A 24,204-nucleotide genomic window follows, 5' to 3' on the forward strand; every position below is an offset into this window, starting at 1 on the left:
CGGGGCGTCGGGATGCGAGGGCGGTCAGGTGGCGACGGTGCCCGTCGAGGGTGGTCCGACAAGCGGTCCGACAGTGCTGCGCATGCTGCTCGGCGGGCAGTTGCGCCGGCTGCGGGAGAGCGCCGGGGTCAGCCGCGAGACGGCCGGCTGGGAGATCCGCTCGTCGGAGTCGAAGATCAGCCGGATGGAGCTGGGCCGGGTCGGCTTCAAGGAGCGCGACGTGGCCGACCTGCTCACGCTCTACGGCGTCACCGCTCCGGAGGACCGTGACGCGCTGCTCAAGCTGGCCCGGGACGCGAACAGCCCGGGCTGGTGGCACCGCTACGGCGATGTGCTCCCCGCCTGGTTCCAGTCGTACCTGGGCCTGGAGGCGGCCGCCGCGCTGATCCGCACGTACGAGGTGCAGTTCGTGCCCGGCCTGTTGCAGACCGCCGCGTACGCCCGGGAGGTGATCCTGCTCGGCCACCGCAGCGCGTCGGCGGCGGAGCTGGACCGGCGGGTGGAGCTGCGGATGCAGCGCAAGGAACTGCTGCGGCGCCCCAACCCGCCGCAGTTGTGGGCGGTGCTCGACGAGGCGGTGCTGCGCCGCCCGATCGGCGGCACCGCGGTGATGCGCGAGCAGATGGACGCGCTGATCGAGGCGACCTCGGGCCCGCACGTGCGGTTGCAGATCGTCCCGTTCGCCGCCGGCGGGCACGCCGCGGCCAGCGGCGCGTTCAGCATCCTGCGCTTCGGTGACGCCGACCTGCCCGACATCGTCTACATCGAGCAGCTCACCAGCGCGATCTACCTGGACAAGCGCGACGACCTCGACTTCTACGCCGAGGCGATGGAGAGGTTGTGCGTGGAGGCCGCGCCGCCGGAGCGGACCCCCGAGTTGCTGGCCCGCATGCGCGACGAGCTGTACCCGGCCTGAGCGGCGCGGCGCCGGGCAGTAGCATGACGGCGACCGGAGACAGTGGACGGTGGCACGCGAGTCGTGGAGGCGGCCTTGACCAGCGACGCACCAGGTACGGCACCCGAGTCGGGCCGGATCGACACCACGGTGGCGCATCCCGCCCGCCGGTACAACTACTGGCTCGGCGGCAAGGACAACTTCCAGGCCGACCGCGACTCCGGCGACGCGATGGCCGCCCGGTTCCCGACCATCCGGATCAGCGCGCTGGAGAACCGGCGGTTCCTGCGTCGCGCGGTGCGGCACCTGGCCGGCGAGGCGGGCATCCGGCAGTTCCTGGACATCGGCACCGGCATCCCCACCGCCGACAACACGCACGAGGTGGCGCAGTCGACCGACCCGCGCGCCCGGGTGGTCTACGTCGACAACGACCCGATCGTGCTGGCCCACGCCCGCGCGCTGCTCACCAGCTCGCCCGAGGGCGCCACCGCCTACCTCGACGCGGACCTGCGTGACCCGGAGCGCATCCTCGCCCACCCCGACCTGCGCCGCACGCTGGATCTCTCCCAGCCGGTGGCGTTGATGCTGCTGGCGGTGCTGCACTTCGTGCCCGACGGTGAAGATCCGTACGCGATCGTCGGCCGCCTGCTGGACGCGTTGCCCGCCGGCAGTTACCTGGCCGCCTCGCACGCCACCCACGACTACCTGCCGGAGGAGGTGGCCGCCGAGGCGAAGGCGGCGGCCCGCGGCGGCGGCCCGCACGGCGTGATCAACCTGCGCAGCCGGGAGGAGGTCGTGCGCTTCTTCGACGGCCTGGAGCTGGTCGAGCCGGGCGTCTGCTCGGTCGCCGAATGGCGCGCCGACGGCGAGCCCGAGCCGCGCCCGTCGGTGGTCGACGTCAGCATGTACGGCGGGGTCGCCCGCAAGCCCTGACCCGGGCCCTCGCGACGGGCGGTTGACGGGCACGGGGACCGGACGGGCAGACTGGAGGCATCATGTCGCCTTTCACGCCCGCCCTGCGCCTGCACGACCGATATGTCCTGCGCGAACGCATCGGCCTCGGCGGGATGTCCGAGGTGTGGCGCGCCGACGACGAGGTGCTGCACCGGCCCGTCGCGGTCAAGGCCCTCGCCGGGCAGCTCGCCGCCGATCCGCAACTGCGGGCGGTCATCCAGCGCGAGGCCCGCGCGGCGGCGCGGCTCACCCACCCGCACGTGACCCAGGTGTACGACTACGGCGAGGCGACGCTGGACGGCGGCGTCGTGGTCCCGTACCTGGTGATGGAGCTGGTGGAGGGCCAGACGCTCGCCGACCGGCTGGCCGGCGGGCCGCTGGCCTGGCCGGACGCGGTCCGCACGGCCGGGCAGGTCGCCGGGGCGCTGGCCGCGGCGCACCGGATCGGCGTGGTGCACCGCGACGTCAAGCCGGCGAACGTGATGCTCACCGAGACCGGCGCTAAGGTGCTCGACTTCGGCATCGCCGCGCCCGCCGGCCCGCACCCGGTCACCGGGCAGACCGGCGCGCTGCTGATGGGCACTCCCGCCTACTTCGCCCCGGAACGGCTCGACCCCGGCCCGGCGAACCCGGCCGGCGACGTGTACGCGCTCGGCGTGCTGCTGTACCGCAGCCTCACCGGTCAGGCGCCGCTGCCGGTGCGCAGCTGGGACGACGTGCTGGACGTGCGGCGCAACCGGCCGCCGGTCCCGCCGCTGCGGGTGCCCGGCCTGCCGCCGGAGATCGCCGACCTGGTCCTGGCCTGCCTGGCGGCGGACCCGGAGCGGCGGCCCACCGCGGCTCGGCTCGCCGACCGGCTCGGCGCGGGCCGCCCGGTGGACCCGCCGACCGCGATCCTGCCCACAGTGGCGCCGGTGGCGCACCCGCCCACCCTCGTCGAGCGGTCCCCGGCCGCCGCGTCCCGCCCGGTCCCGCCGGCACGTCCCGTCGCGCCGCCGCGCCCGGCGGTCTCGTCGAACCGGCTGCTCGGGCTGCTCGTCGCCGGTGCCGTGGTGCTGCTGCTCGCGGTGGTCGGCTCGCTGGTGTGGGGCGACGGCTCCGGCACGCCGCCGGCCGCCGCGCCCACCGCCGGCCCGTCGACGCGTGCCGCCGAACCGCCCGCCCCGGAGCCCAGCAGTGCCGCGCCGACGTCGGCGGCAGCCGAGCCGGTGACGCTGCGTCAGCTCGGCGACCGGTTCGGTGAGCTGCTCGACCGGGCCGAGGCGATCGGGCTGATCGACCGCAAGACCGCCGACGACCTGCGGAAGAAGGCCGCCGAGCTGGACCGGGGCAAGCCGAAGGACCGCGACAAGCGGGTCGAGGACCTGCGGGAGAAGATCGAGGACGCGGCCGAGGACGACAAGATCGATCCGGTCACCGCCGCCGCGCTGCGCAAGCTGATCGACGGCTACGAACGGCTGCGCGGCGGCGGCGCCGACGAAGGCTGACCGTCAGTGCAGCGTCCCGGTGACCACCTCGCCGATGCCCGTGCCGGCGCGGACCACCGGCTCACCCGCCGGTGACCAGATCCCGGAACCACCCGCGGCCCGCGCGTACCCGCCTCCGGTCGAGCCGGCGAAACTGGCCGTCGCCACCCACACGCCGTGCTCGGCGGCGACGCGGCGGGCACGTTCGTCCGGCACGGCCGCGTCGTCGGCCGACTCGAGCACCCCGGCCAGGTAGGCGTCCGCGCCGAGCGCTGCAGTGGCCGCCGCGTGCTCCGGCGTCCCCGTGTCCTTGCACACCGCCAGCCCCAGCCGCCAGCCGTCCACATCGAGCACCGCCGGCTCCCGGCCCGGTCGCATGTGCCGCGGCTCCGCGCCACCCAGGAACATCTTCCGGTACGCGACCCGCACGCCCTCCGCGTCGATCACGAGCACCCCGATGTGCGGGCCGGGCACCGGCGCCCCGGCCAGCGCCAGCGTGCCGGTCTCGGCGCAGGCCGCCCGCAGAGGCGCGAGCCTCGGGTCGGCCGGGTCCAGCGGCGCGGCGGTCAGCTCGTACCCGGTCAGCGACATCTCCGGGAAGACCACCACGCGCGCCCCGGCGGCGCGTACCGCGTCGGCGTGCCGGGCGGCGTTGCCCTCGACGTCGTGGGAGCGGGTCAGCGGCTGGGCGACGGCGATCCGCAACGGCGTACGCATGACGTACACGATAATGGTTTCCATGACGCGTGGTCGTCCGCGGCTTCGCCCCGTAACGTTGGTCCGATGATCGGAAACGCACAGCTGCTCGCCGTCCCCCGGGCGAGCACCGCGCGGGCCGCGGAACCGTCCGGCGACGGAGTAGCCGGCTGGGTCACCGGCCTGATGGAACGGCTCGGTGGGCCGGGCGCCGGCCTCGCGGTGGCCCTGGAGAACCTGTTCCCGCCCATCCCCAGCGAGGTGATCCTGCCGCTGGCTGGCTTCACCGCGAGCCAGGGCCGGATGAGCCTGGCCGGCGCCATCTTCTGGACCACGCTCGGGTCGATCGTGGGCGCGCTGGCGCTGTACTACATCGGCGCGGCACTCGGGCGGGACCGGATGCGCGCCCTGGCCGCGCGGCTGCCGCTGATCAAGCTGGAGGACGTGGACCGCACCGAGGCGTGGTTCCTGCGCCACGGCGTCAAGGCGGTGTTCTTCGGCCGGATGATTCCGATCTTCCGCAGTCTCATCTCCATCCCGGCCGGAGTGGAACGGATGCCGGTTCCGGTCTTCCTGCTCTACACCGCGCTGGGCAGCCTGATCTGGAACACCACGTTCGTGCTCGCCGGTTACCTGCTCGGCGAGCAGTGGCACGTGGTCGAGGCGTACGCGGGCACGTTCCAGAAGGTCGTCATCGTGGCCGTGGTGGCCGGTGTCTGCTGGTTCGTGGTCAGCCGCGTCCGCCGCTCCCGCCGCACCGCCGGGGACGTGCCGCAGGAGGCGGAGGCGCCGCCGGAGCCGCAGCCGACCCCGCAGGGCACCGTCTACCGGGGCGGCTGGTACTCCCGGGCGGAGGACTGAGGCAGGGTCAGCACGGCGGGTAGAGCGGGCGGGTGCCGGCGCCGGCGGCCCGGGCGGCGTGGTCGCTGAACCGGCAGCCGAAGTCCGGTGCCGCCACCGCACGCCGGTCGGTGACCGCGTCACCGGCCGGCCGCTTGTCGGTGCGGACCCAGCGGACCAGGTCGTCCCAGGCGGTGCCGGCCTCGGCCGGGCTGAACTCGCAGTGCTGCGCGGTGCGCACCGCCCGCTGCACGAGCAGCCGGGACCGGCCGTGCCGGGCCACGTCCCGGGCGTACGCCTGCTCCATACTGAACGGCACGAACAGGTCGCCGAGCCCGTGCAGGCTCAGCACCGGCGCGGTGGGCCGCCCGGCGATCCGGGGCACCTCGGTCAGGCCGGGCGCGAGCCGCTGGCGCAGGTTCTCCGGCGCGACCCGCTGCACCGTGGCGTTGAGATTCACCGGCTGGTTCGGCGTGTACCTGGTGAACAGGTTCGTGGCGAGCTGGCCGGGCCGCCGGGCGGGGGAGCCGTCCGCCTCGCCGACGGCGATGCCGAAGAGGAAGTCCTTCCACACCGCGAACGCGGCGTCGGCGCCCGGCCGCGGCCCGCCGGAACGGTCCACGGTGACCGCGCGCAGCTGCTTGCCCAGCGCATTGGTGGTGTCCGCGCCGCCCGGGGTCAGCCCGGCGAGGCCGAGCGTGACCTGGATCCGGGGCACCGCCGAGGTCAGGTAGTCGGGCGGCGTCGGGTACGCGCGCACCCCGGCCAGCGCCTGCGCGACCAGGTTGTAGTCCAGGAAGAAGTCGAACAGCTCCTGGTCGCCGAGCACCCCGCACATCGGCAGCGCCCCGGCGTAGTAGCCCGGGTACTGCTCCAGCGACCGGCCGATGACGTGACCGCCCATCGACACGCCGGCGATCAGTACCCGGTGCGGGCGCCGGACGGTACGGCTGAACAGGTCGGCCAGGGCGCGGGTGCCGCGAACGCCGGAGCGCACGTCGTAGCCGTTGCGGTCGTACGACGACGACGCCCACGCGTACCCCTGCGCCACCAGGCGCTGCCGCAGGTCGAAGCCGGGCGGCTCCGGCGACAGCTCGGTGCCCTGGCCGCGGTAGCCGTGCGCCCACATCACCAGCTCGCCGTTCCAGCGCGCCGGGATCTCGATGACGTACCCGGCGTTGGCGTGCACGCCCTGCCGCACGGTGGTGGCGGCCCCGCCGACCACGAGCGGCGGCAGCGGCGGGTTGACGATGGTGTAGCCGGGCAGCGGGCCGCTGCCGTCGTCGCGGCCGGTGGCGGCGGCGGGGGCCGCGCCGGTGAGGCCGAGCGTCAGCGCGAGGGCCGCGCCGACGGCGAGCAGCCGGCGACGGACGGGTGAGGGCTGCATCGCTGCTCCCCGGGGGACGGGTGCCACCCCGGGACGGGGGTGACGACGCGGGACGGATGCCTACCGGCCGGTAGCGCCCTGAACCTAGGCCGGGCGTCGAGAGCTGTCAATCGCTGACCGACCGCTCCGCCGGCGTCCGTCCCGCGGACCGCTCAGACCAGGCCGTGCGCCAGCATCGCCTCGGCCACCCGCCGGAACCCCTGGATGTTCGCCCCGGCCACGTAGTCGCCGGGCAGGCCGAACTCCTCGGCGGTCGCCCAGCACCTGTCGTGCACGTCCCGCATGATCTCGCGCAACCGCTGCTCCGACTCGCCGAACGTCCACGTGTCGCGGCTGGCGTTCTGCTGCATCTCCAGCCCGCTCACCGCCACCCCGCCGGCGTTGGCGGCCTTGCCCGGGGCGAACCGCACCCCGGCCCGGCCGAGGATCCGCACCGCCTCCGGCGTGGTGGGCATGTTCGCCCCCTCCACCACCGCGACGCAGCCGCCCGCTACCAGCGCGGCCGCCTCCGCGCCGCCGATCTCGTTCTGCGTGGCGCAGGGCAGCGCCAGGTCGCAGGGCACCTCCCACACGTTGCGGTCCGCGACCGCCACCGCGTTGCGCGCGTGCTCCGCGTACTCGGCCAGCCGTCCCCGGCGCTGCTCCTTCAGCTCGCGCAGCAACGCCAGGTCGATGCCCTTCTCGTCGACCACGTAGCCGCCGGAGTCCGAGCACGCCACCACGGTGCCGCCGAGCTGGTGCACCTTCTCGATCGCGTAGATGGCCACGTTGCCGGAGCCGGACACCACGACCCGCTTGCCCTCCAGGCTGTCCCCGGCCTGGCGGAGCATGTCGTCGGCGAAGAACACCGCCCCGTACCCGGTCGCCTCCCGGCGCACCTGCGCGCCCCCGTACGCCAGGCCCTTGCCGGTGAGCACGCCCGCGTCGTACCGGTTGGTGATGCGCTTGTACTGCCCGAACAGGTAGCCGATCTCCCGGCCGCCCACCCCGATGTCACCCGCCGGCACGTCGGTCTGCGGGCCGATGTGCCGGTACAGCTCGGTCATGAAGCTCTGGCAGAACCGCATCACCTCGCGGTCGGAGCGGCCCTTCGGGTCGAAGTCCGCGCCGCCCTTGCCGCCGCCGATGGACAGCCCGGTCAGCGCGTTCTTGAAGATCTGCTCGAACCCGAGGAACTTCACGATGCCCAGGTAGACCGACGGGTGGAAGCGCAGGCCGCCCTTGAACGGGCCGAGCGCGCTGTTGAACTCCACCCGGAACCCGCGGTTGACCCGCACCCGGCCCCGGTCGTCCTCCCACGGAACGCGGAAGATGACCTGCCGCTCCGGTTCGCAGACGCGCTCGACCACCTCGGCGTACTCCGGATGCCGGGCCAGGGCCGGACCGATGCTCTCCAGCACCTCGCGGACCGCCTGATGGAACTCGGGCTCTCCCGGGTTCCGGGCGACCACGCCGGCGAACACCGACTCGACGATCTCCGGCATCACGGGCACCTCCTCTCGCCTGGGACGCAGGCCCTCCGGCCTGCGTCGCCCCAGGATACGAACGGTGTGCGGGGTGCGGTTCACTGGTCCGCGTGGACGCCACCATCTGGACGACGGCGCGGGACGCGCGCGCCTGGCTCGACGCCGCGAACGGCCGCGGCGACACCGAACTGACCTGTCGCATCCTCAAGATCGGCGAGGAGGCCGGTGAGGTCGCCGCGGCGTGGATCGGCCTGCTCGGGCAGAACCCGCGCAAGGGGGTGACGCACACCCGCGAGGAGGTCGCCGCCGAGCTGGCCGACGTGGCGTTCACCGCGCTGGTCGCGATCGAGAGTCTCGGTCTGGACGCGCACGCCGTGCTGGCCGCGTGCGCCGGCAAGGTGCGCTCGCGTACCGGAGTGGGAATGAACCGAGACGCCGACGCAGACGTATGACCCGATGGGGACCGGCGAGAGGGGACGACCATGACCGCATCCGAGGACGACCCCGGCCTGGCCAGGCCCCGCTGGTCCGGCGGAGCCCGGCTGCTCGCGGCGGCGGCGGTGCTGGTGGTGGTGCTCGGCGCGGTGGCCGTGGCGGTGACGCTGTCCAACCCGGCCCGTCTCGGCGTGGTCTTCTCCGGCGGCGCCCCGCCGTCGCCCGCTCCCGGCGGCGGCTCCGGCGGGGCGGGCGCCGCCGAGGTGGCCGGCGCCGAGACGCTCGCCGCGCCCCGCGGCAACCGGCAGCGCGCCCAGTTCGAGCTGGTCGACGGGCTGACCCGGTTCACGCTGCGGGCCGCCGACCTCGGCGACGACCTCTACCGGATCGGCGCGCCGGACGGCTCGGGTGTGACGCCCCGCCCGCAGCTCGTGGGCGACCGGGTCCGGCTGCGGATCGAGGAGAACGGCCGCCCCGGCCCGGCCGCCGTCGAGGTGGTGCTCAACTCCCGGGTCACCTGGCGGCTGCGGCTGCTCGGCGGCGTCAGCGAGCAGCGGCTCGACCTGGGCGAGGCCCGGCTCGCCGGGATCGACCTGGTCGGCGGCGCGTCGCGTACCCGGCTGCTGCTGCCACGGCTCGACGGCTCGCTCACCGTCCGGATGACCGGCGGGGTCAGCGAACTCACGGTCACCGTGCCCGGCGGGCCGCCGGCCCGGGTGCGGGTGGCCTCCGGCGCCGGCTCCCTGACCCTGTACGACCAGCGTCGCGGCGGGATCGCCGCCGGTGACCTGGTCAGCTCACCGGGCTGGGACCGGGCTGCCGACCGGCTCTACCTCGACCTGGTCGGGGGCGCGAACGCGGTGAGCGTCACCGCGGAGTGAGCGTACAGTCGGGCGGTGGACCGCACCGAATCCCTGCCCGCGCAGACGCTCCCGCCGGGCGTCGGCCCGACCGACCCGGGCAGCGTGCTGCTGCCCGGCCACGACGTCCCGCTCGGCCGCTACACCACTGTGCGCCGGCTGCTGCCGCAGCGGCAGCGCCGGATGGTCGGCGCCTGGTGCTTCGTCGACCACTTCGGGCCCGACGACGTGGCCGACCGGCCCGGCATGGAGGTGCCGCCGCACCCGCACACCGGGCTGCAGACCGTCACCTGGCTGCTCGACGGGGAGATCCTGCACCGCGACAGCCTCGGCAACGTGCAGCCCATCCGACCGGGCCAGCTCAACGTGATGACCTCCGGGCGCGGCATCGCCCACTCCGAGCGTTCCCCGCTGGTGCACCCGCCGCTGATGCACGGCGTGCAGCTGTGGGTGGCGCTGCCCGACCCGGCCCGTGCCGGTGACCCGGACTTCGCCCACCACGCCGACCTGCCCCGCTTCCGCGACGGCGACCTGGACGTCACGCTGCTCGTCGGCGACCTCGGCGGGGAACGCTCGCCCGCCGTCGTGCACACCCCGCTGGTCGGCGCGCAGATCGAGGTCCGCGGGCCGGCGCCGGCCACGCTGCCGCTGCGCCCGGACTTCGAGTACGGGCTGCTGGCCATGTCCGGCGCCGCCGAGTGCGACGGCACGGCGCTGGCCCCCGGCGCGCTGCTCTACCTGGGCCTCGGCCGGAACGCGCTGACGCTGCGCGCCGAGCCGGGCACCCGGCTGCTGCTGCTCGGCGGCACCCCGTTCGAGGAGCCGCTGGTGATGTGGTGGAACTTCGTCGGCCGCTCGCACGAGGAGGTGGTGGCCGCCCGGGAGGACTGGATGGCCGGCCGCCGCTTCGGCGTGGTCGCCGACGACGCGGCGCCGCCGCTGCCCGCGCCCGCGCTGCCCACCACCCGGCTCAAGGCCCGTGATCGCGGCGGTGACGTCCGCGGCTGACCGTCGTACCCCGAATGCCGCGCCGTCGCCGGGGTAGTCGGCGGCATGCCGACAACCACCGCCCCGCGCGACGTCGCGGACAAGAAGCGGCTCGCCCGCCGGCTCGCCGGAGACGGCCGCGGGTTCGCCGAGTGCTTCGGGTTCCGGGTGACCAACAACCCGGCCCAGTTGTTCCAGGTGCTGTACCTGGCCGTTCTGCTGGCCCGCCGGGGCGACTTCCACCGGTCCGTCGACGCGGCCACCGCGCTGCGCGACGCCGGGTGGGACACCGCGGCCCGGATGGCCCGCTCCCGCCACGAGGACCGGGTACGCGTGCTGCGCGCCGCCGGACTGCGCGGTGACCTGCCCGCGATCGCCGACACCCTCGGCGACCTGGCCCGCACGATCGTCGAGACGTACCGGGGTGACCTGCGCCGGCTGCGGACCGCCGCGCACCAGGATGCGGGCGAGGAACGGCGGCTGCTGACCGCGCTGCCCGGAGTGGACGACGAGGTGTGCGACCTGTTCCTGCGCGAGGCGCAGGCGCTGTGGCGTGAGGCGGCGCCGGTGGCCGACCGGCGGGCGCTCGCGGCGGCCCGCCGGCTCGGGCTGGGCCGTACCGCGCGCGACCTCGCCGGACTGACCGGCAGCGGCGAGTCGGAGCAACTGTCGTGGCTGGTCGGAGCGCTGGCGCGAGTGGACCTGGAGCGGCGGTACGCCGAGGTGACCGCCTGAGCGCACACGTGCGCCCGGACACACTTCCGCGATTCTCACCCGTTCGGCTGATGTTGCGTCGTATGATGATCGTGGCAGCGATGCCCGCCCGGTTCGGGCGAACATCTCACCGCTGCGCGGTCGCGACCCGGTTCGGGCGTGAACCGCGGAGGACAGGTGCTGCGTGGCGCCCCAGGTCGCGGTTCGTGACCCGGGGCGCTCGCCTGTCCGGGCACGCCGACCCGCCACAGGGCAGCGCCCACGCGCGACAGTCGTACGCCGGGCCTGTTTCCGCACGCGCAGAGGCCGGCGGCCGTGTCGCCCGCCGGCCCGACGCCGTACTCAGATGCCGCGCAGGTGTTGCGAGACGCGCGGGTGGTTGTCCCGGGCCTGCGCCGCGCGCTGCGACCGGCTCACCTCGGGAGCCGCGTCGATGCCGGCCGACCGGGCCACCTCGGTGCCGTTGGCGTAGTCCACCGGGGGCAGAGCGCGAAGCGCCCGCAACACGTCCGGCGGCGCGCCCTCCCGTTCCGCCTCGCGGATGACGTCGTCCTTGCCGGCCGGGTAGTCCAGCGCGGACAGGTAATCAAGGACATCCGTGTAACTCGCCATGGGTCGGGCTCCTCGTGGCAGTAGTCGGGGTCATGACCGGGCGGCGGTTACCCGTCGCGCCGCCGCTCACGCCCGCGAGCGCGGAAATCCCGCCCCCGTCTCGCGCCGGTGACCGGCGCCGTTTCCGGCGCGCCGTCGCGGGTAGCCGCGGTGGGCGCACCGAAGGGGGTACCACGCATGCACTACCTGACCTTCGTGAGCCGGGTCGCCCGGCTCACCGGCACCAGCGAGGACCGGGCCGCCACGCTCACCGGGGCCACACTGGAGACGTTCGCCGAGCGGCTGACCGGCGGCGAGGTGCTGGACCTGGCCGCGCAGCTGCCGAAGCCACTCCAGGGGCTGCTCAGCCCGTATCCGCGCGACGAGGCCGCGGAACGGTTCGGCGCGGCGGAGTTCGTCGCCCGGGTCGCCCGCCGGGCCGACTGCGACGAGAACACCGCCCGGGACGCGGTACGCGCGGTGTTCGTCACGATGCGCGAGGCGATCCGCGGCGGGGAGTTCCAGGAGGTCGTGGTCCAGTTTCCGCGCGACTACCGGGACATGGTGGAACCGGCCCTCGCCCCGGCCGCCGCGCGCCGCTGAACCGGCGGCCGGTCAGCCGATCACACCGGCGGCGCGCAGAGCGGCGATCCGGCCGGCGTCGATCCCGGCACCGGCGAGCACCTCGTCGGTGTGCTCGCCCGGCGACGGTGGCGGGCGCCGGACAGAGGTCGGGGTGGCCGAGAAGCGCGGTGCGGGAGCGGGCTGGGTGACGCCGTCCGGCGCCACGAAGACCTCCCGTGCCCGCAGGTGCGGATGCTCCGGCGCCTCGGCCCAGTCGAGCACCGGCGCCACGCAGGCGTCCGTGCCGGCCAGCAGCTCCGTCCACTCGTCCCGGGTACGGGTGCGGAACAGCCGCGCCCAGGCCGCCCGCAGCGCCGGCCAGTTCGCCGGATCGTCCCGGTCCAGCGCCTCACCGCCGGCCGCCGCGCCGGCGTCCTGCGGGCCGTCGCCGCCGTCGGGCGGGAAGCCGGTGAGCCGGACCAGTTCGGCGTAGAACTGCGGCTCCAGCGCGCCCACCGCCACGTACCGCCCGTCGGCGCACTCGTACGTGTCGTAGAAGGGCGCGCCGCCGTCGAGGAGGTTCACCCCGCGCGGGTCCTGCCACAGGCCGATGCCGCGCAGCGCGTGGATCTGGGTGGCCAGCACCGACACGCCGTCCACGATGGCCGCGTCGACCACCTGGCCGGGTGCGCCGCCGCGTACCGCGTACAGCGCGGCGACCACGCCGAGCGCCAGCATCATGCCCCCGCCGCCGTAGTCGCCGAGCAGGTTCATCGGCGGCACCGGGCGTTCCCCGGCCCGGCCCACGCCGTGCAGCGCGCCGGTCAGCGCCAGGTAGTCGATGTCGTGCCCGGCGCGCTGCGCCAGCGGCCCGTCCTGCCCCCAGCCGGTCATCCGCCCGTACACCAGCTTGGGGTTGGCGGCGAGGCAGTCGTCCGGGCCGAGGCCGAGTCGTTCGGTCACCCCCGGCCGGAAGCCCTCCACCAGCGCGTCCGCGCCGGCGACCAGGTCGAGCACCAGGTCACGCCCCTCGGGCTGCTTGAGGTCGACGGCGATCGAGCGGCGGTTGCGGTTCAGCAGGTCGCCGGGGAAGGCGCCGAACCCGCCGCCGCCGGGCCGGTCGACGCGCACCACGTCGGCGCCGAGGTCGGCCAGCATCATCGACGCGAACGGACCGGGGCCGATCCCGGCCAGCTCGATCACCCGTACGCCGGTCAGTGGTCCCTGGTTGGTCACCCGCGTCACCATAGGGTGCCCGGTGACCTGGCGCCATGCCCTCCACCACCGCACAGCGGTTGACCAGGGCAATCAACCGTGTCCCGACTTGGCGTCCGGTCCGGCGGTGACCTAGCCTTGTGCAGGCGAGGGGAGTACTTCCCACGAATCATTCCGGTCAGTACGGCAAGCCGCCGAGGCGAGCCCCGGGTGGTTGCCCACGAAAACGTGGGTGAAGGAGACCTCGAACATGACACGGTGTTCGAGGAGGCTCCATGCCCGAATTGTCGCCCCTGGCCGCGGCCGGGTTGTCGTCTGTCGGCACGCCCACGCTGTGGGTCGTGACGATCGTCGGCGTGCTCGTCCTGCTGGTGCTCGACTTCCTGGTCACCAGAAAGCCGCACGAGGTCTCGATCCGTGAGGCCCTGGGCTGGTCGGCCTTCTACATCGCCCTGCCGCTGGCCTTCGGCGCCTGGATCTGGTCCCGCTACGGCAGCCAGCAGGGCATCGAGTACCTCACCGGTTACCTGGTCGAGAAGTCCCTCTCGGTCGACAACCTGTTCGTCTTCATGCTGCTGCTGGCCGCGTTCGCGGTGCCCGCCGTGCTCGCCCAGCGGGTGCTGCTCTACGGCATCGCGGGCGCCCTGGTGCTGCGCGGTGTGTTCATCGCGCTCGGCGCCGCCGCGCTCCAGACGCTCGACTTCGCCTTCCTGCTGTTCGCGCTCATCCTGATCGCCACCGCGGTCAAGCTGCTGCGCGACGCCCTTTCCGGGCACGAGCAGGAGGTCGACATCAACAAGATGCGGTCGGTACGCCTGCTCCGCAAGATCATGCCGGTGGTCGACGACTACCACGGCACCCGGATGACGATCCGGCAGGGCGGCCGGCGGGCGCTCACCCCGTTCGCGCTCGTCGTGGTCGCCGTGCTGGCCACGGACATCGTGTTCGCCGTCGACTCGGTGCCGGCCGTCTACGGCATCACCGAGGACCCGTACCTCGTCTTCGCCACCAACGCCTTCGCGCTACTGGGCCTGCGGGCGCTCTACTTCGTGCTGCACGCCGCGCTGAGCCGCCTCGTGCACCTCAGCTACGGCCTGGCCGCCATCCTGGCGTTCATCGGCGTCAAGCTCGGCCTGCACTGGGCGCACGGCATCTGGGAGGGCGTGCCGGAGATCCCGACGCTCGCCTCGCTCGGCGTGATCATCGGTGTCCTGGTGATCGTCACCATCACCAGCCTGCGGGCCACCCGCAACAGCGGCGACGGCAAGCGCACCGTCGTGCACGAGGTGCAGGGTGGAGGTTCCGCCTGACTCGGTGGGAACCCCTGCCCCGGCGGGACCGGCGGTGGTACGACTGACGGGTGGGAATCGTCTCGCCCGGCTTCCAGGGCCGGCCCCGTACGTCCGCGCCCGACCTGCCGCCGGGGCAGTACCTCACCGAGGACTTCCCGGTGCTCTCCGCGGGCCCGACGCCGCGCGTGCCGCTGGACACCTGGGAGTTCGTGCTGACCAGCGAGACCGGCGCGGAGTACCGCTGGTCCTGGGACGAGATGATGGGCCTGCCGCAGGACACCCCGACTGTGGACCTGCACTGCGTCACCCGCTGGTCCAAGCTCGGCACCACCTGGCAGGGCGTCTCCCTGGACACGCTGCTCGACGGCGTCGACACCGAGGCCCGGTACGCGCTGGCGCACTCTTACGGCGGCTACACCACCAACCTGCCGCTGGACGACCTGCGCGGCGGTCGGGCCTGGGTGGTGCACACGTACGACGGGGGGCCGTTGCCGGCCGAGCACGGCGGACCGGCGCGGCTGCTCGTACCGCACCTGTACCTGTGGAAGTCGGCCAAGTGGGTGCACGGCATCCGGCTGCTCGCCGACGACCGGCCCGGCTTCTGGGAGACCGCCGGCTACCACGACTACGGCGACCCGTGGCGCGAGCAGCGCTACCAGGGCGACTGAGGTGACGGCCCAGGCCGAGGGCCGCCGCGTCGCGCCGCTGATGTGGCGGGTCGCCCGGCTGGTCGAGCGGCGGATCGAGACGCCCACCGCGCAGACGCTGGTGCTGGACGTGCCCGGCTGGCCCGGGCACCTGCCCGGGCAGCACGTCGACCTGCGCCTCACCGCCGAGGACGGCTACCAGGCCGCCCGGTCGTACTCGCTGGCCGGCCCCGCCGACGGCGAGCGGATCGAGGTGACGGTGCAGCGGGTGCCCGACGGCGAGGTGTCGCCGTACCTGACCGACACCTACGCCGAGGGCGACCCGCTGGAGGTACGCGGCCCGGTCGGCGGCTGGTTCGTCTGGCGTACCGACGACACCGCGCCGGTGCTGCTCGTCGGCGGCGGATCCGGCGTGGTGCCGCTGATGGCGATGATCCGCGCGCGCCGCGCCGCGGGCAGCCGCACGCCGTTCCGGCTCGTCTACTCGGTGCGCACCCCCGACGACGTCATCTACGCCGACGAGCTGCGCCGCCGCGCGCGCGACGACCAGGGCCTCGACGTCGCGTACGTCTACACCAGGTCCGCGCCCGAGGGCTGGCGCGGCGAGCCGCACCGGATCGGCCTGGCCGATGTGAACAGCCACGGCTGGCCGCCCGACCTGGAGCCGTTGTGCTACGTGTGCGGCCCCACCGGATTCGTGGAGACCGTGGCCGACCTGCTGGTGGGGCTGGGTCACCCGACCCGGCGCGTGCGGACCGAACGGTTCGGCCCGACCGGCTGAGACCCGAGGAGGGCGTATGACCGACCTGTCCTACGTGGACGGCAACATGCTCGACGGGCCGTTGCGTGAGTTGTTCGCCGTCGACCTGAGCGCCACCACCGGCCGCTGCGACACCTGCGGGACGACCGGCCCGATGGCCGGGCTACACGTCTACTCGCACGCCCCGGGCCTGGTCGGGCGCTGCCCCGCCTGCACCGGGGTGATGGTGCGGCTGGTCCGCGCGCCGCAGCGGGCCTGGCTGGACCTGCGCGGCACCACGTACCTCCAGGTGCCCATGCCGGCGGAGCAGGGCTTCCGCGCCGTGCCCTGACGTCTGCGCCGTGGCTGGACCGCGCCCGCCGCGCCGGCGCAGCCGCCCGACGAGCTGACCCACCGTCACCGGCACCACGGAGAGCACGAGCTGACCGTTGCGCGGGTCGACTGTCGCCGCCACCCCGTACAGCCGGGCGCCGTGCCGCAGCAGCCGGGGCCGCCCGGCGGCGAGCCGGGGCGCGCGCACCGCGGCCCCGCCGCGCCCGTGACCGCCGTCCACCTCGGCGCGGACCGGATGGCGCTGCCCGCTGGCGGAGCTTGCGGCCAGGAGCCGGTCGAGTGCGAAGTCCGTGCGGAGCGTGCGCCCGGTCGGATCGCCGGCGTCCATCCGGGTGGCGCCCACGACCGGACCGGCCAGCATCCGCACCGGCCCGGCCTCCGTGGCGAACCGGGGGTACGGACTGCGCGTCGTCACCGTCAACGTGTGCCCGTCGACCCAGCTCACGTCGACGGTGTCCAGCCGCGCCAGCCAGTCGGCGCGCACGTCGGTGACGTCGGTCCACCGCGCCGGGGCACCCGGATAGCCCGCGTGCCAGCGGTCACCGGCGAACACCGTCGCCGGCACGCCCCGGCCGCTGTCCTGCTCGATCACCGCCAGCAGGTCGTCGACTCCGCCCGCGGTCACCGCGCCCAGGCGCAGCCGGGCCTCGATGTCGAGCCGGTCCCGCAGACCGTCGGTGACGTGCCGCCGCACCAGCCGCGCGACCGTCGCGTGCACCCGCTCCTGCGCGACCCGGTCCAGGTGCCGGAAGTCGTCGCCGACGAGGTTCGCCAGTTCCAGCCCGGCGTGACGGCGCAACACCGCGTCCCGGCGCTCCCCGGCGGGGATCAGGTCGGCCACGTACGCGAACAGCCGCTCCACGCTGACCAGGCGCTGCTCGACCCGGCTGTGGTAGGTGATGTTGCGGGCGTCCAGCCGGCGCACCGCGTGGTAGTAGTCGTAGTCGGCGAGCACCGAGATCCGGCGGGCGTGGTAGCAGGCGGCGAGCGTGAACGGCTGGTCGCTGAGCACCGGCATGTCCTCCGGGAACCGCAGCCCGAGCCGGTCCACGAGGTCGCGCCGGAACAGCTTCGTGTTCGCCAGCGACCAGGGCAGCGCCGAGTCGAACAGGCTCACGTCGACCGCGTTGCCGTCGGCGAACACGTCCGAGAACACGTGCCGGCCGTTGACCCCGACCACCTTGCCGAGCACCACGTCCGAGCCGTACCGGTCGGCGGCGGCGACCAGACGCTCGAGGGCCTCCGGACCGAGCCGGTCGTCCGAGCCGAGGAAGAAGACGTACCGGCCGGTGGCCAGGTCCAGTCCCCGGTTGCAGGGCGACGCCGGGCCACCGGAGTTGGGCTGGTGGACCACCCGCACCGTGCCGGGGTGCTTCGCGGCGTACCGGTCCAGCAGGCGGCCGCTGCCGTCGGTGGACCCGTCGTCCACCGCCACGATCTCCATCCGGCCCGGCCCGATCGTCTGCCGCAGCACCGAGTCGAGGCAGGACCGCAGGTAGCGCAGCGTGTTGTAGACAGGCACGACCACGCTCACGTCGGGGCGGCTCGGCGCGGCTGGGCGGGGCGTGGTCGGTGGGCGGTGCGTCGCCTCCTCGGCTGCCACAGCTGCTCCTTCACGGTCGCCCGGACGATCCGGCGCGACCCAGCGTGGTGGAGCGAGCCGTCCGGGTGACGACACCGGCGTGACGGTGAGGTGACCGGAAGGCAGCCGTTGGATACGCGCGAAGGGCCCGACCCCTTGGCGGGGGTCGGGCCCTTCGTCATGGTCGTTCGGTCAGGAGCTGTAGCCGCGGCTGGCGATCCAGCGGGCGAGCTCGTCGACGTCCATCCGGTAGGAGGCCTGGTTCGGGTTGGCCGAGTCGGCGATCGTCACGACCTTGCCGCCGTCGCGGTAGCCGACCACGCTGATGTAGTGGCCACCCTCGAAGGAGTGGGCGTTGCCGTCGGTGTCGGTGGCGGTGCCGGCGATGTTGGCCACCACGGCACGGCCGTCGTCGACGGTCTTGACCACGTCGGCGCGCAGCTTGTCGACCTTGTCGCGGTCGCGGGCCTTGTCCACGGGGATCTCGGTGGACTTGTAGACGTCCTTACCGGTCTCCTTGTTCAGCACCGGGGTGATGTCGTTGATGGAGTTGGTGCCGGCCTCGGTGGTGCCCATCTCCTCGGCCATGGCGTGCACGTCGATGTTCTTGCCCTGCACGCTCAGCGCGTTACGGGCGGCGGCGGGGCCGCAGAAGTAGAAGTTGGGCTGGGCTTCGTAGCGGACGTCGAGTTCCCGCTCGCCGTGGCCCTTGCGGTCCGCCACCACGCTGGATGGTTGCCTCCCTGAAGTGGGGGATGACGCGGCAAAGGGGGGGGATGCCGCGAGGGGGAAAAGTCTTGGGGGTGCCCGTGGAGAGAGGGCTGGCACGCGGGCGGCTCGGAGGGCCTGCTCTACGCGGCTCGGGGATGTAACGACCTGCGGACCGGGGTCATTCCCGCCGACCGTGGCTCACCCGGTCGGGGCGGTACGGCCCGAGGGGGCCTGTCCGGCGGCGTGGCCTCGCGGTTCGGCCCGGTGGATGTAACGACCGGCGGGCCGGGGTCATACCGTGGCTCTCGGCCGGGGCGACGACCTGGGAGAGGTAACGGCGTCCGGCCGGCGGCCATTCCGGGGGACGGCGGGGTGCCCCATCCGGGGATGTAACGACGACCGGGCCGGGCCGATTCCCTGACCTATCCGGGCGCCCCTGGCGGGCCGGTGCCCGGCGCTCGACCTGGTGCCTGGGCCGTCAGCCATGTACAACGCCTCGCGCCCGCCACCGATTCCACCCCCACGGTGGCACCGACCACAGCCCCGCCAGGCTCAGCGCAGCGAACCGGACACCGCGGACCGAACCACCCGACCGGGTGCCGATGGTCCCGTCCGAGGCGCGGACGGATCCGTCCGAGGTCAGCCTCGACGCCGGTCGTCACAGCTCCACCCCGCCCGCCCACGCGATCTTGCAGTTTGGTGCCCGGCGAACCTCGCAAAGCGGGCATGCCTGGGGCGCCAAGTGCAAGATCGCGTGGGCACGTCGGTCCGTCACCTGTGCCGCACAGGAGCCAAAAGGTGCCGTGCGGGGCTAAAAGGCGTCGTTCCCCGCACAATGAGATCGGCAGGCCACATCATGGGAGCCGGGGAGATCTTGGTACGAAAGGGCCCCCATGAGGGCCGTTTCCTACCAGGATCTACGGGCCCCGCCTGGGGCGAGGCGGAAGCGGCGTCGCGGCCCGCCTTCCCGGGGCGGTGGACCGGCCGGGACGGGCGGCACGTCGGGGCCGGGGCGGGCGGCCTCACGTCGGGGCCGGGGCGGGCGGCCTCACGTCCGGGCTGGGACGGGTCGCCTCACGTCGGGGCGGGACAGGGGGCGGGGAGGTCGTGCCGGAAGTGGGCGCCGGCGCGGAAACGCGCACTCCGGACGCGGCGGGCCGTGTGGCGGAGGGGAGTGCACCCCCGGATGCGGTGGGGTGGACGCGGTGGCGGAGAGTGGCGCTGTGCGATACCTGCGCAGTGACGGACGCGTCGCCATCCGCCGTCCCCGTCCGGCCGACGAGGCGGAGTTCGTCGCCGCCGCCCGGCGCAGCCGCGACCTGCACCATCCGTGGCTGTCCGCGCCCGATGACGCGCAGCGATACGCGGCGTACCTGCGCAAGATCCGGGGGCGGGACAGCGCCGGGTTCCTGTTCTGCGACCGGGCCACCGGGCAGATCGCCGGATACGCGAACATCAGCGGCATCGTGCTGGGCGCGCTGCGCGGCGGCTACCTCGGATACGCGGCGTTCCGCCCGTACGCGGGCACCGGGCACGCCTCGGCCGGGGTGCGGCTGGTGATCGAGTACGCGTTCGGGCCGCTCGGTCTGCACCGGCTGGAGGCGAACATCCAGCCCGGCAACGAGCCGTCGAAGCGGCTGGCGCGGCGGCTCGGCTTCCGGCTGGAGGGGTTCTCCCCGGACTACCTGTTCATCGACGGCGCGTGGCGCGACCACGAACGCTGGGCGATCACCGCCCCGGCGCCGGACTGAGTGCGGCGCCGGAGGACGGTGACCGGCCGGCCTCAGCTGCCGGGCTTCGGGAAGGCGACCGGGCTGCGGTGCCCGTCCCGGTCGACCGCCCGTACGCCGAAGAACACGTTGTCCTTGGACAGGTCGATGGTCACCTCGGTGACGTCGCCGACCGGCAGCACCTTCTGCCACTGGTCGGCGGTGGTCTCCCGCCACACCACCTCGTACCCGGCCAGGTCCGGCTCGGGCCCGCGCTGCCACCGCAACGTGGTGTCGTTGGTCAGGTTCGTGGTCACCACGGTGACGCTCTTGGGTGTGCCGGGCGCCTGGGCCAGTGACCACAGCGTCGCGGCGTTCACCCGGGCCACCCGGGTGATGTAGCCGAAGTCGCAGAACTCCGGCAGGTCGCCGTACTGCACCCCGTCGACGACCCGCACGTCCTGGTGCTGGTGGGCGAAGTCCTCGTTGGGCTCGGTGAACCGGCCGGCCGGCCAGCCCTCGCGCAGGAACGAGATGTGGTCGCTGCCGCGCAGGTAGCGGTCCCGCCGGTAGATGACGCGCACGTCCATGCCGGTGGCGGAGTTCCCGGCCACGTCGGTGACGAACCGGGCGAGCTGCCGCGACGGCGAGTCGTTCTCGCCGCCGACGGACTGCCGCACGCTCGCCTCGGCCGGGGTCTCGGCGGTCGGCACGCCCTCGGCGAACAACCGCACGGTACGCGGGTCGCGCGTGCCGTCGTCGGCGGTGCTGGACCCGACGATGTCGTTGCTGAACATGGCCTGGACATCGGCGCCGGCCGCCTTCAACTGCGAGGCGAGGTACGCCGAGCCGTACAGTCCCTGCTCCTCGGCTGCGACGGCGGCGAGCACGATGGTGGCCTCGGTGCGGCGGGTGGACAGCACCCGGGCCAGCTCCATCACCACCGCCACGCCGGAGGCGTCGTCGTCCGCGCCTGGTGCGTCGCTGACCGCGTCCATCACGTCGGTCGCCCGGGAGTCGTAGTGGCCGGTGATGACGTACACCCGCTCGGGCGTGACGTCGCCGCGCAGGGTCGCCACCACGTTGGTGATGGTCGTCGGGACGGGGATGCGGGAGGCGGGCTGCTGGACGTACGACTGGAGTTCGACAGTCATCCGGCCGCCGGACGCGGCCGCGTACCCGGAGAGCTGGGCGTGGATCCAGTCGCGGGCGGCGCCGATGCCGCGTACCGGATCGGTCTGGCTGGACAGGGTGTGGCGGGTGCCGAACGCGGCGAGCCGGCGCACGACGGCCTCGATCCGGCGGCCGTCGATCTCGCGCAGCAGCGCGGCCAGCTCGCGGCCGGGCCGCTGCGGCCGGGCCGGACGGCCCGGGCCCGGGGGAGCGCCGGTCGCGGCGGCGGCCGGGGCGGCGGTGAGCGGGGTGGCGACGGCGGCGGCGGTGGCCGCGGCGGAGGCGGTGAGGAAGGTACGCCGGCTGGACCTCGTGGGCCGACCCTCGGCGGTCTCGTGGTTTCCCATCCCGGCATCCTCGCGCCGATCACGAGGAATGTCCATATAGCCGCTGATGGATGGATCACGGGCACGTTTGTCGCAGGTCTGCCCGGGAACGGCAGCAGGCATGACGAAACCACGGGTGGTGATCGTGGGGGCCGGGTTCGCCGGGTACCACGCGGCCAAGACGTTGCGCCGACTGGCCCGCGACCGGGCCGAGATCGTCCTGCTGAACACGACCGACTACTTCCTCTACCTGCCGCTGCTGCCCGAGGTGGCGGCAGGTGTGGTGGAGCCGACCCGGATCGCGGTGCCGCTCGCCGGCACGCTCGACGGCGTCCGCGTGGTGATCGGCGAGGCCGACCGGGTCGACCTGCAGAACCGGTGGGTCGGCTACCGCTCCGTCGAGGGCGACCACGGGCAGCTCGCGTACGACCGGCTCGTGCTCAGCGTGGGCAGCGTCAACAAGCTGCTGCCGATCCCCGGCGTGACCGAGTACGCCCACGGCTTCCGCGGCCTGCCCGAGGCGCTGTTCCTGCACGACCACGTGGTCCGGCAGGTCGAGCTGGCCGAGCTGACCCAGGACCCGGCCGAGCAGCGGGCCCGCACCACGTTCGTGGTGGTCGGCGCCGGCTACACCGGCACCGAGGTGGCCGCGCACGGGCAGCTGTTCACCGACCGGCTGATGGCCCAGCGTCCGCACCTGAAGGTCCGGCCGCGCTGGATGCTGCTGGACGTGGCGCCCCGGGTGCTGCCCGAACTGGACCGGCGGATGTCGGTCACCGCCGACCGGGTGCTGCGCAAACGCGGCGTGGACGTGCGGATGGGCACCTCGGTCGCCGAAGCCACCCCGGACGGGGTGATGCTCACCGACGGCGAGTACGTCCCGACGTGCAGCCTCGTCTGGTGCGTGGGTGTACGCCCCGACCCGTTCGTGGCCGAACTGGGCCTGCGCACCGAGAAGGGCCGGCTGGTGGTCGACGAGTTCCTCAACGTTCCCGGCTACCCCGAGGTGTTCGCCTGCGGCGACGCCGCCGCCGTGCCCGACCCGACCCGCCCTGGGCAGGTGTGCGCCATGACCGCGCAGCACGCCCAGCGGCAGGGCAAGCTGGCGGCGCACAACATCGCCGCCTCGTACGGTCAGGGCGTGCGCAAGTCGTACAAGCACCACGACCTGGGCTGGGTGGTGGACCTGGGCGGCAAGGACGCGGCGGCGAACCCGCTGAAGGTGCCGCTCGCAGGGCTGCCGGCCAAGGCCGTCACCCGCGGCTACCACCTGCTGGCCATGCCCGGTAACCGGCCCCGGGTCGCGGCGGACTGGGCGCTGGACGCGACGCTGCCCCGGCCCGCCGTGCAGCTCGGCCTGGTCCCCGCGAACGCGGTGCCGCTGGAGAGCGAGTCACCGGAGCTGGCCCGCCGCCACTGATCGCCGCACGCACCCGCCGGCCGGCTCTCACCCGCCGGCCGGCGGCCGTTCCGGTGCTCCGGCGCTACCGGCCGCACCTGGGTCGGCCGGTTCGCCGTCGGCGGGCTGCGGCAGCGCCTCCCGCCCGGCGGGCGCGAACTCGCGCAGCAGCACCTGGACGATGCCGGCGGCCGGGATCGCCAGCAGCGCCCCCACCAGCCCGGCCAGCTCGACCGACAGCAGGACGCTGACCAGCACCGTCAACGGGTTCAACCGGACCGCGCGGCCCATGATGACCGGTTGCAGCAGATGGTTCTCCACCTGCTGGTAGACCACGAAGAAGACCAGCACGACGAGGCCGGCGGTGGGGGAGTGCAGGAACGCCGCGCCGGCCGCGGCGAGCGCGCCGAGAGTGGCGCCGACGAGCGGGATCAGGTCGAACACGGCGACCGCCAGCGCGATCACCGCGGCGAACGGCACACCGAGCAGGAACAGTACGACGAACGTCAGACCGCCGCAGATCAGGCTGATCAGCAGGTTGCCGCTCAGGTAGCCGGTGACGATCCGGGACGAGTCACGCCCGATGCGCCGCAGCCGCGCCGCCGCGCCGTCGCCGGTGAGCCGCAGCGTGGCGGCCACGATCTTCGGCGCCTCCAGGACCATCAGGTACGCCAGCACCACCACGGTGACCAGCGCGGCGACCGCCTGGGCCACGCTGCGGACCACCCCTACCGTCGGGTCGCCGAGCCGGGCGCCGTACCGGCGCAGCTGGCCGGGTTCGGCGTAGCGGAGCAGGTGGAAGCGGTCCAGCAGCCGCCCGAGCGGCCCCTGCCCGGCCTGCGCCTCGCGCACGATGTCCGGCGCCCGGTCGGCGAAGCGGCCCACCTCGTCCACCAGCGGCACCACGATCAGCGCGCCGACGGCGGCGAACAGCGCGAACGCGGCCAGGAACACCAGCAGCGTGGCGAGCGCGCGGCGGCGTACCCGACGTTCGAGACGGTCCACGAGCGGTTTGAGGGCGACCGCGAAGAACACCGCCACCAGTCCCCACACCAGCACCCGCCGGGTGGCCCAGACCAGCGCGAGCCCGACCCCGGTGGCGAGGACCAGACCGATCACGATCAGCGTCCGGCGCGCGATGGACCGATCGTCGGCGGCGCTCATCCGGCGCGGCTACCCGTGCTGGGGGTACGGAAACCCGG

Annotated in this window: 23 protein-coding genes and 1 pseudogene; 15 read left to right on the forward strand and 9 right to left on the reverse strand. The window is 74.1% G+C overall.

What is annotated here, in order from left to right; translation table 11 throughout:
• Window positions 1-28: 28 nt before the first annotated feature.
• The 3 genes from IF06_RS0104135 to IF06_RS0104145 all read left to right on the forward strand — a co-directional run bounded on the left by IF06_RS0104135 (window position 29) and on the right by IF06_RS0104145 (window position 3,336).
• The gene (locus IF06_RS0104135; RefSeq protein ID WP_030269104.1) at window positions 29-916 is read left to right on the forward strand and encodes a helix-turn-helix domain-containing protein; all 888 of its coding nucleotides are present in this window, start codon (window positions 29-31) and stop codon (window positions 914-916) included.
• A gap of 75 nt (window positions 917-991) precedes the next feature.
• Window positions 992-1,828: an SAM-dependent methyltransferase gene (locus IF06_RS0104140; RefSeq protein WP_030269106.1), complete on the forward strand. Its 837-nt coding sequence runs from the start codon at window positions 992-994 to the stop codon at window positions 1,826-1,828.
• A 62-nt stretch (window positions 1,829-1,890) separates the two neighbouring features.
• Entirely contained in the window at window positions 1,891-3,336 is a 1,446-nt protein-coding gene (locus IF06_RS0104145; protein ID WP_030269108.1) for a serine/threonine-protein kinase, read from the forward strand.
• A gap of 3 nt (window positions 3,337-3,339) precedes the next feature.
• Here the strand turns inward: IF06_RS0104145 and IF06_RS0104150 are convergent, their stop codons facing one another.
• Complete coding sequence (locus IF06_RS0104150; RefSeq protein WP_030269110.1) at window positions 3,340-4,032, reverse strand: carbon-nitrogen hydrolase family protein; 693 nt, start codon at window positions 4,030-4,032, stop codon at window positions 3,340-3,342.
• Between the two features lie 66 nt (window positions 4,033-4,098).
• Between IF06_RS0104150 and IF06_RS0104155 the strand changes: the two genes are divergently transcribed.
• The gene (locus tag IF06_RS0104155; RefSeq protein ID WP_013285963.1) at window positions 4,099-4,872 is read left to right on the forward strand and encodes a DedA family protein; all 774 of its coding nucleotides are present in this window, start codon (window positions 4,099-4,101) and stop codon (window positions 4,870-4,872) included.
• Between the two features lie 7 nt (window positions 4,873-4,879).
• Here the strand turns inward: IF06_RS0104155 and IF06_RS0104160 are convergent, their stop codons facing one another.
• Complete coding sequence (locus tag IF06_RS0104160; protein WP_030269113.1) at window positions 4,880-6,238, reverse strand: alpha/beta hydrolase family protein; 1,359 nt, start codon at window positions 6,236-6,238, stop codon at window positions 4,880-4,882.
• A 152-nt stretch (window positions 6,239-6,390) separates the two neighbouring features.
• On the reverse strand, window positions 6,391-7,722 hold the full coding sequence (gene gdhA / locus IF06_RS0104165) for an NADP-specific glutamate dehydrogenase (protein WP_013285965.1): 1,332 nt from the start codon (window positions 7,720-7,722) through the stop codon (window positions 6,391-6,393).
• A 92-nt stretch (window positions 7,723-7,814) separates the two neighbouring features.
• Here gdhA and IF06_RS0104170 point away from each other — a divergent pair, with 92 nt between their 5' ends.
• The 4 genes from IF06_RS0104170 to IF06_RS0104185 are packed head-to-tail and all read left to right on the forward strand — an operon-like array spanning window position 7,815 to window position 10,721.
• The gene (locus IF06_RS0104170; RefSeq protein ID WP_013285966.1) at window positions 7,815-8,156 is read left to right on the forward strand and encodes a MazG-like family protein; all 342 of its coding nucleotides are present in this window, start codon (window positions 7,815-7,817) and stop codon (window positions 8,154-8,156) included.
• Between the two features lie 30 nt (window positions 8,157-8,186).
• Window positions 8,187-9,020 carry a hypothetical protein gene (locus IF06_RS0104175; RefSeq protein ID WP_013477049.1) on the forward strand — a complete coding sequence of 278 codons (834 nt, stop codon included), beginning with the start codon at window positions 8,187-8,189 and terminating at the stop codon, window positions 9,018-9,020.
• A gap of 15 nt (window positions 9,021-9,035) precedes the next feature.
• On the forward strand, window positions 9,036-10,007 hold the full coding sequence (locus IF06_RS0104180; protein ID WP_030269116.1) for a pirin family protein: 972 nt from the start codon (window positions 9,036-9,038) through the stop codon (window positions 10,005-10,007).
• 45 nt (window positions 10,008-10,052) lie between these two features.
• A complete protein-coding gene (locus IF06_RS0104185) occupies window positions 10,053-10,721 on the forward strand; it encodes a hypothetical protein (RefSeq protein WP_013285969.1) in 669 nt (222 codons plus the stop codon).
• Between the two features lie 321 nt (window positions 10,722-11,042).
• Here the strand turns inward: IF06_RS0104185 and IF06_RS0104190 are convergent, their stop codons facing one another.
• The gene (locus tag IF06_RS0104190) at window positions 11,043-11,312 is read right to left on the reverse strand and encodes a DUF2795 domain-containing protein (protein ID WP_013285970.1); all 270 of its coding nucleotides are present in this window, start codon (window positions 11,310-11,312) and stop codon (window positions 11,043-11,045) included.
• A gap of 177 nt (window positions 11,313-11,489) precedes the next feature.
• Here IF06_RS0104190 and IF06_RS0104195 point away from each other — a divergent pair, with 177 nt between their 5' ends.
• Window positions 11,490-11,894 carry a DUF2267 domain-containing protein gene (locus IF06_RS0104195; protein ID WP_013285971.1) on the forward strand — a complete coding sequence of 135 codons (405 nt, stop codon included), beginning with the start codon at window positions 11,490-11,492 and terminating at the stop codon, window positions 11,892-11,894.
• Between the two features lie 12 nt (window positions 11,895-11,906).
• Here IF06_RS0104195 and IF06_RS0104200 read toward each other — a convergent pair whose 3' ends face one another.
• Window positions 11,907-13,103: a CaiB/BaiF CoA transferase family protein gene (locus IF06_RS0104200; RefSeq protein WP_030269118.1), complete on the reverse strand. Its 1,197-nt coding sequence runs from the start codon at window positions 13,101-13,103 to the stop codon at window positions 11,907-11,909.
• A 242-nt stretch (window positions 13,104-13,345) separates the two neighbouring features.
• On the opposite strand from IF06_RS0104200, the gene IF06_RS0104205 reads away from it, so the two are divergent.
• The 4 genes and pseudogenes from IF06_RS0104205 to IF06_RS34200 all read left to right on the forward strand — a co-directional run.
• Window positions 13,346-14,380, forward strand: coding sequence for a TerC/Alx family metal homeostasis membrane protein (locus tag IF06_RS0104205; protein WP_013285973.1), 1,035 nt, complete (start codon window positions 13,346-13,348; stop codon window positions 14,378-14,380).
• A 50-nt stretch (window positions 14,381-14,430) separates the two neighbouring features.
• Entirely contained in the window at window positions 14,431-15,030 is a 600-nt protein-coding gene (locus tag IF06_RS0104210) for a sulfite oxidase-like oxidoreductase (protein ID WP_013285974.1), read from the forward strand.
• Window positions 15,031-15,070: 40 nt separating this feature from the next.
• On the forward strand, window positions 15,071-15,790 hold the full coding sequence (locus IF06_RS0104215) for a ferredoxin reductase (protein WP_176739820.1): 720 nt from the start codon (window positions 15,071-15,073) through the stop codon (window positions 15,788-15,790).
• A 46-nt stretch (window positions 15,791-15,836) separates the two neighbouring features.
• A pseudogene (locus tag IF06_RS34200) lies at window positions 15,837-16,007 on the forward strand (DUF6510 family protein); the annotation flags it as partial.
• Here IF06_RS34200 and IF06_RS0104220 read toward each other — a convergent pair.
• The gene (locus tag IF06_RS0104220) at window positions 15,933-17,705 is read right to left on the reverse strand and encodes a glycosyltransferase family 2 protein (protein WP_030269122.1); all 1,773 of its coding nucleotides are present in this window, start codon (window positions 17,703-17,705) and stop codon (window positions 15,933-15,935) included. The pseudogene IF06_RS34200 and the gene IF06_RS0104220 sit on opposite strands and share 75 nt — an antisense overlap.
• 171 nt (window positions 17,706-17,876) lie before the next feature.
• Complete coding sequence (locus IF06_RS0104225) at window positions 17,877-18,512, reverse strand: C39 family peptidase (protein ID WP_052166125.1); 636 nt, start codon at window positions 18,510-18,512, stop codon at window positions 17,877-17,879.
• A 1,106-nt stretch (window positions 18,513-19,618) separates the two neighbouring features.
• On the opposite strand from IF06_RS0104225, the gene IF06_RS0104230 reads away from it, so the two are divergent.
• Window positions 19,619-20,146, forward strand: coding sequence for a GNAT family N-acetyltransferase (locus IF06_RS0104230; protein ID WP_230651805.1), 528 nt, complete (start codon window positions 19,619-19,621; stop codon window positions 20,144-20,146).
• A 32-nt stretch (window positions 20,147-20,178) separates the two neighbouring features.
• Here IF06_RS0104230 and IF06_RS0104235 read toward each other — a convergent pair whose 3' ends face one another.
• On the reverse strand, window positions 20,179-21,624 hold the full coding sequence (locus tag IF06_RS0104235) for a M20/M25/M40 family metallo-hydrolase (protein WP_030269128.1): 1,446 nt from the start codon (window positions 21,622-21,624) through the stop codon (window positions 20,179-20,181).
• Window positions 21,625-21,724: 100 nt separating this feature from the next.
• Here IF06_RS0104235 and IF06_RS0104240 point away from each other — a divergent pair, with 100 nt between their 5' ends.
• A complete protein-coding gene (locus IF06_RS0104240) occupies window positions 21,725-23,023 on the forward strand; it encodes an NAD(P)/FAD-dependent oxidoreductase (RefSeq protein WP_013477041.1) in 1,299 nt (432 codons plus the stop codon).
• A gap of 27 nt (window positions 23,024-23,050) precedes the next feature.
• On the opposite strand, the gene IF06_RS0104245 is transcribed toward IF06_RS0104240, so the two are convergent.
• Complete coding sequence (locus IF06_RS0104245) at window positions 23,051-24,166, reverse strand: AI-2E family transporter (RefSeq protein WP_013285981.1); 1,116 nt, start codon at window positions 24,164-24,166, stop codon at window positions 23,051-23,053.
• Between the last annotated feature and the right edge of the window lie 38 nt (window positions 24,167-24,204).

The organism is Micromonospora globosa (assembly GCF_000717585.1).
Classification (GTDB): Bacteria; Actinomycetota; Actinomycetes; order Mycobacteriales; family Micromonosporaceae; genus Micromonospora; species Micromonospora aurantiaca.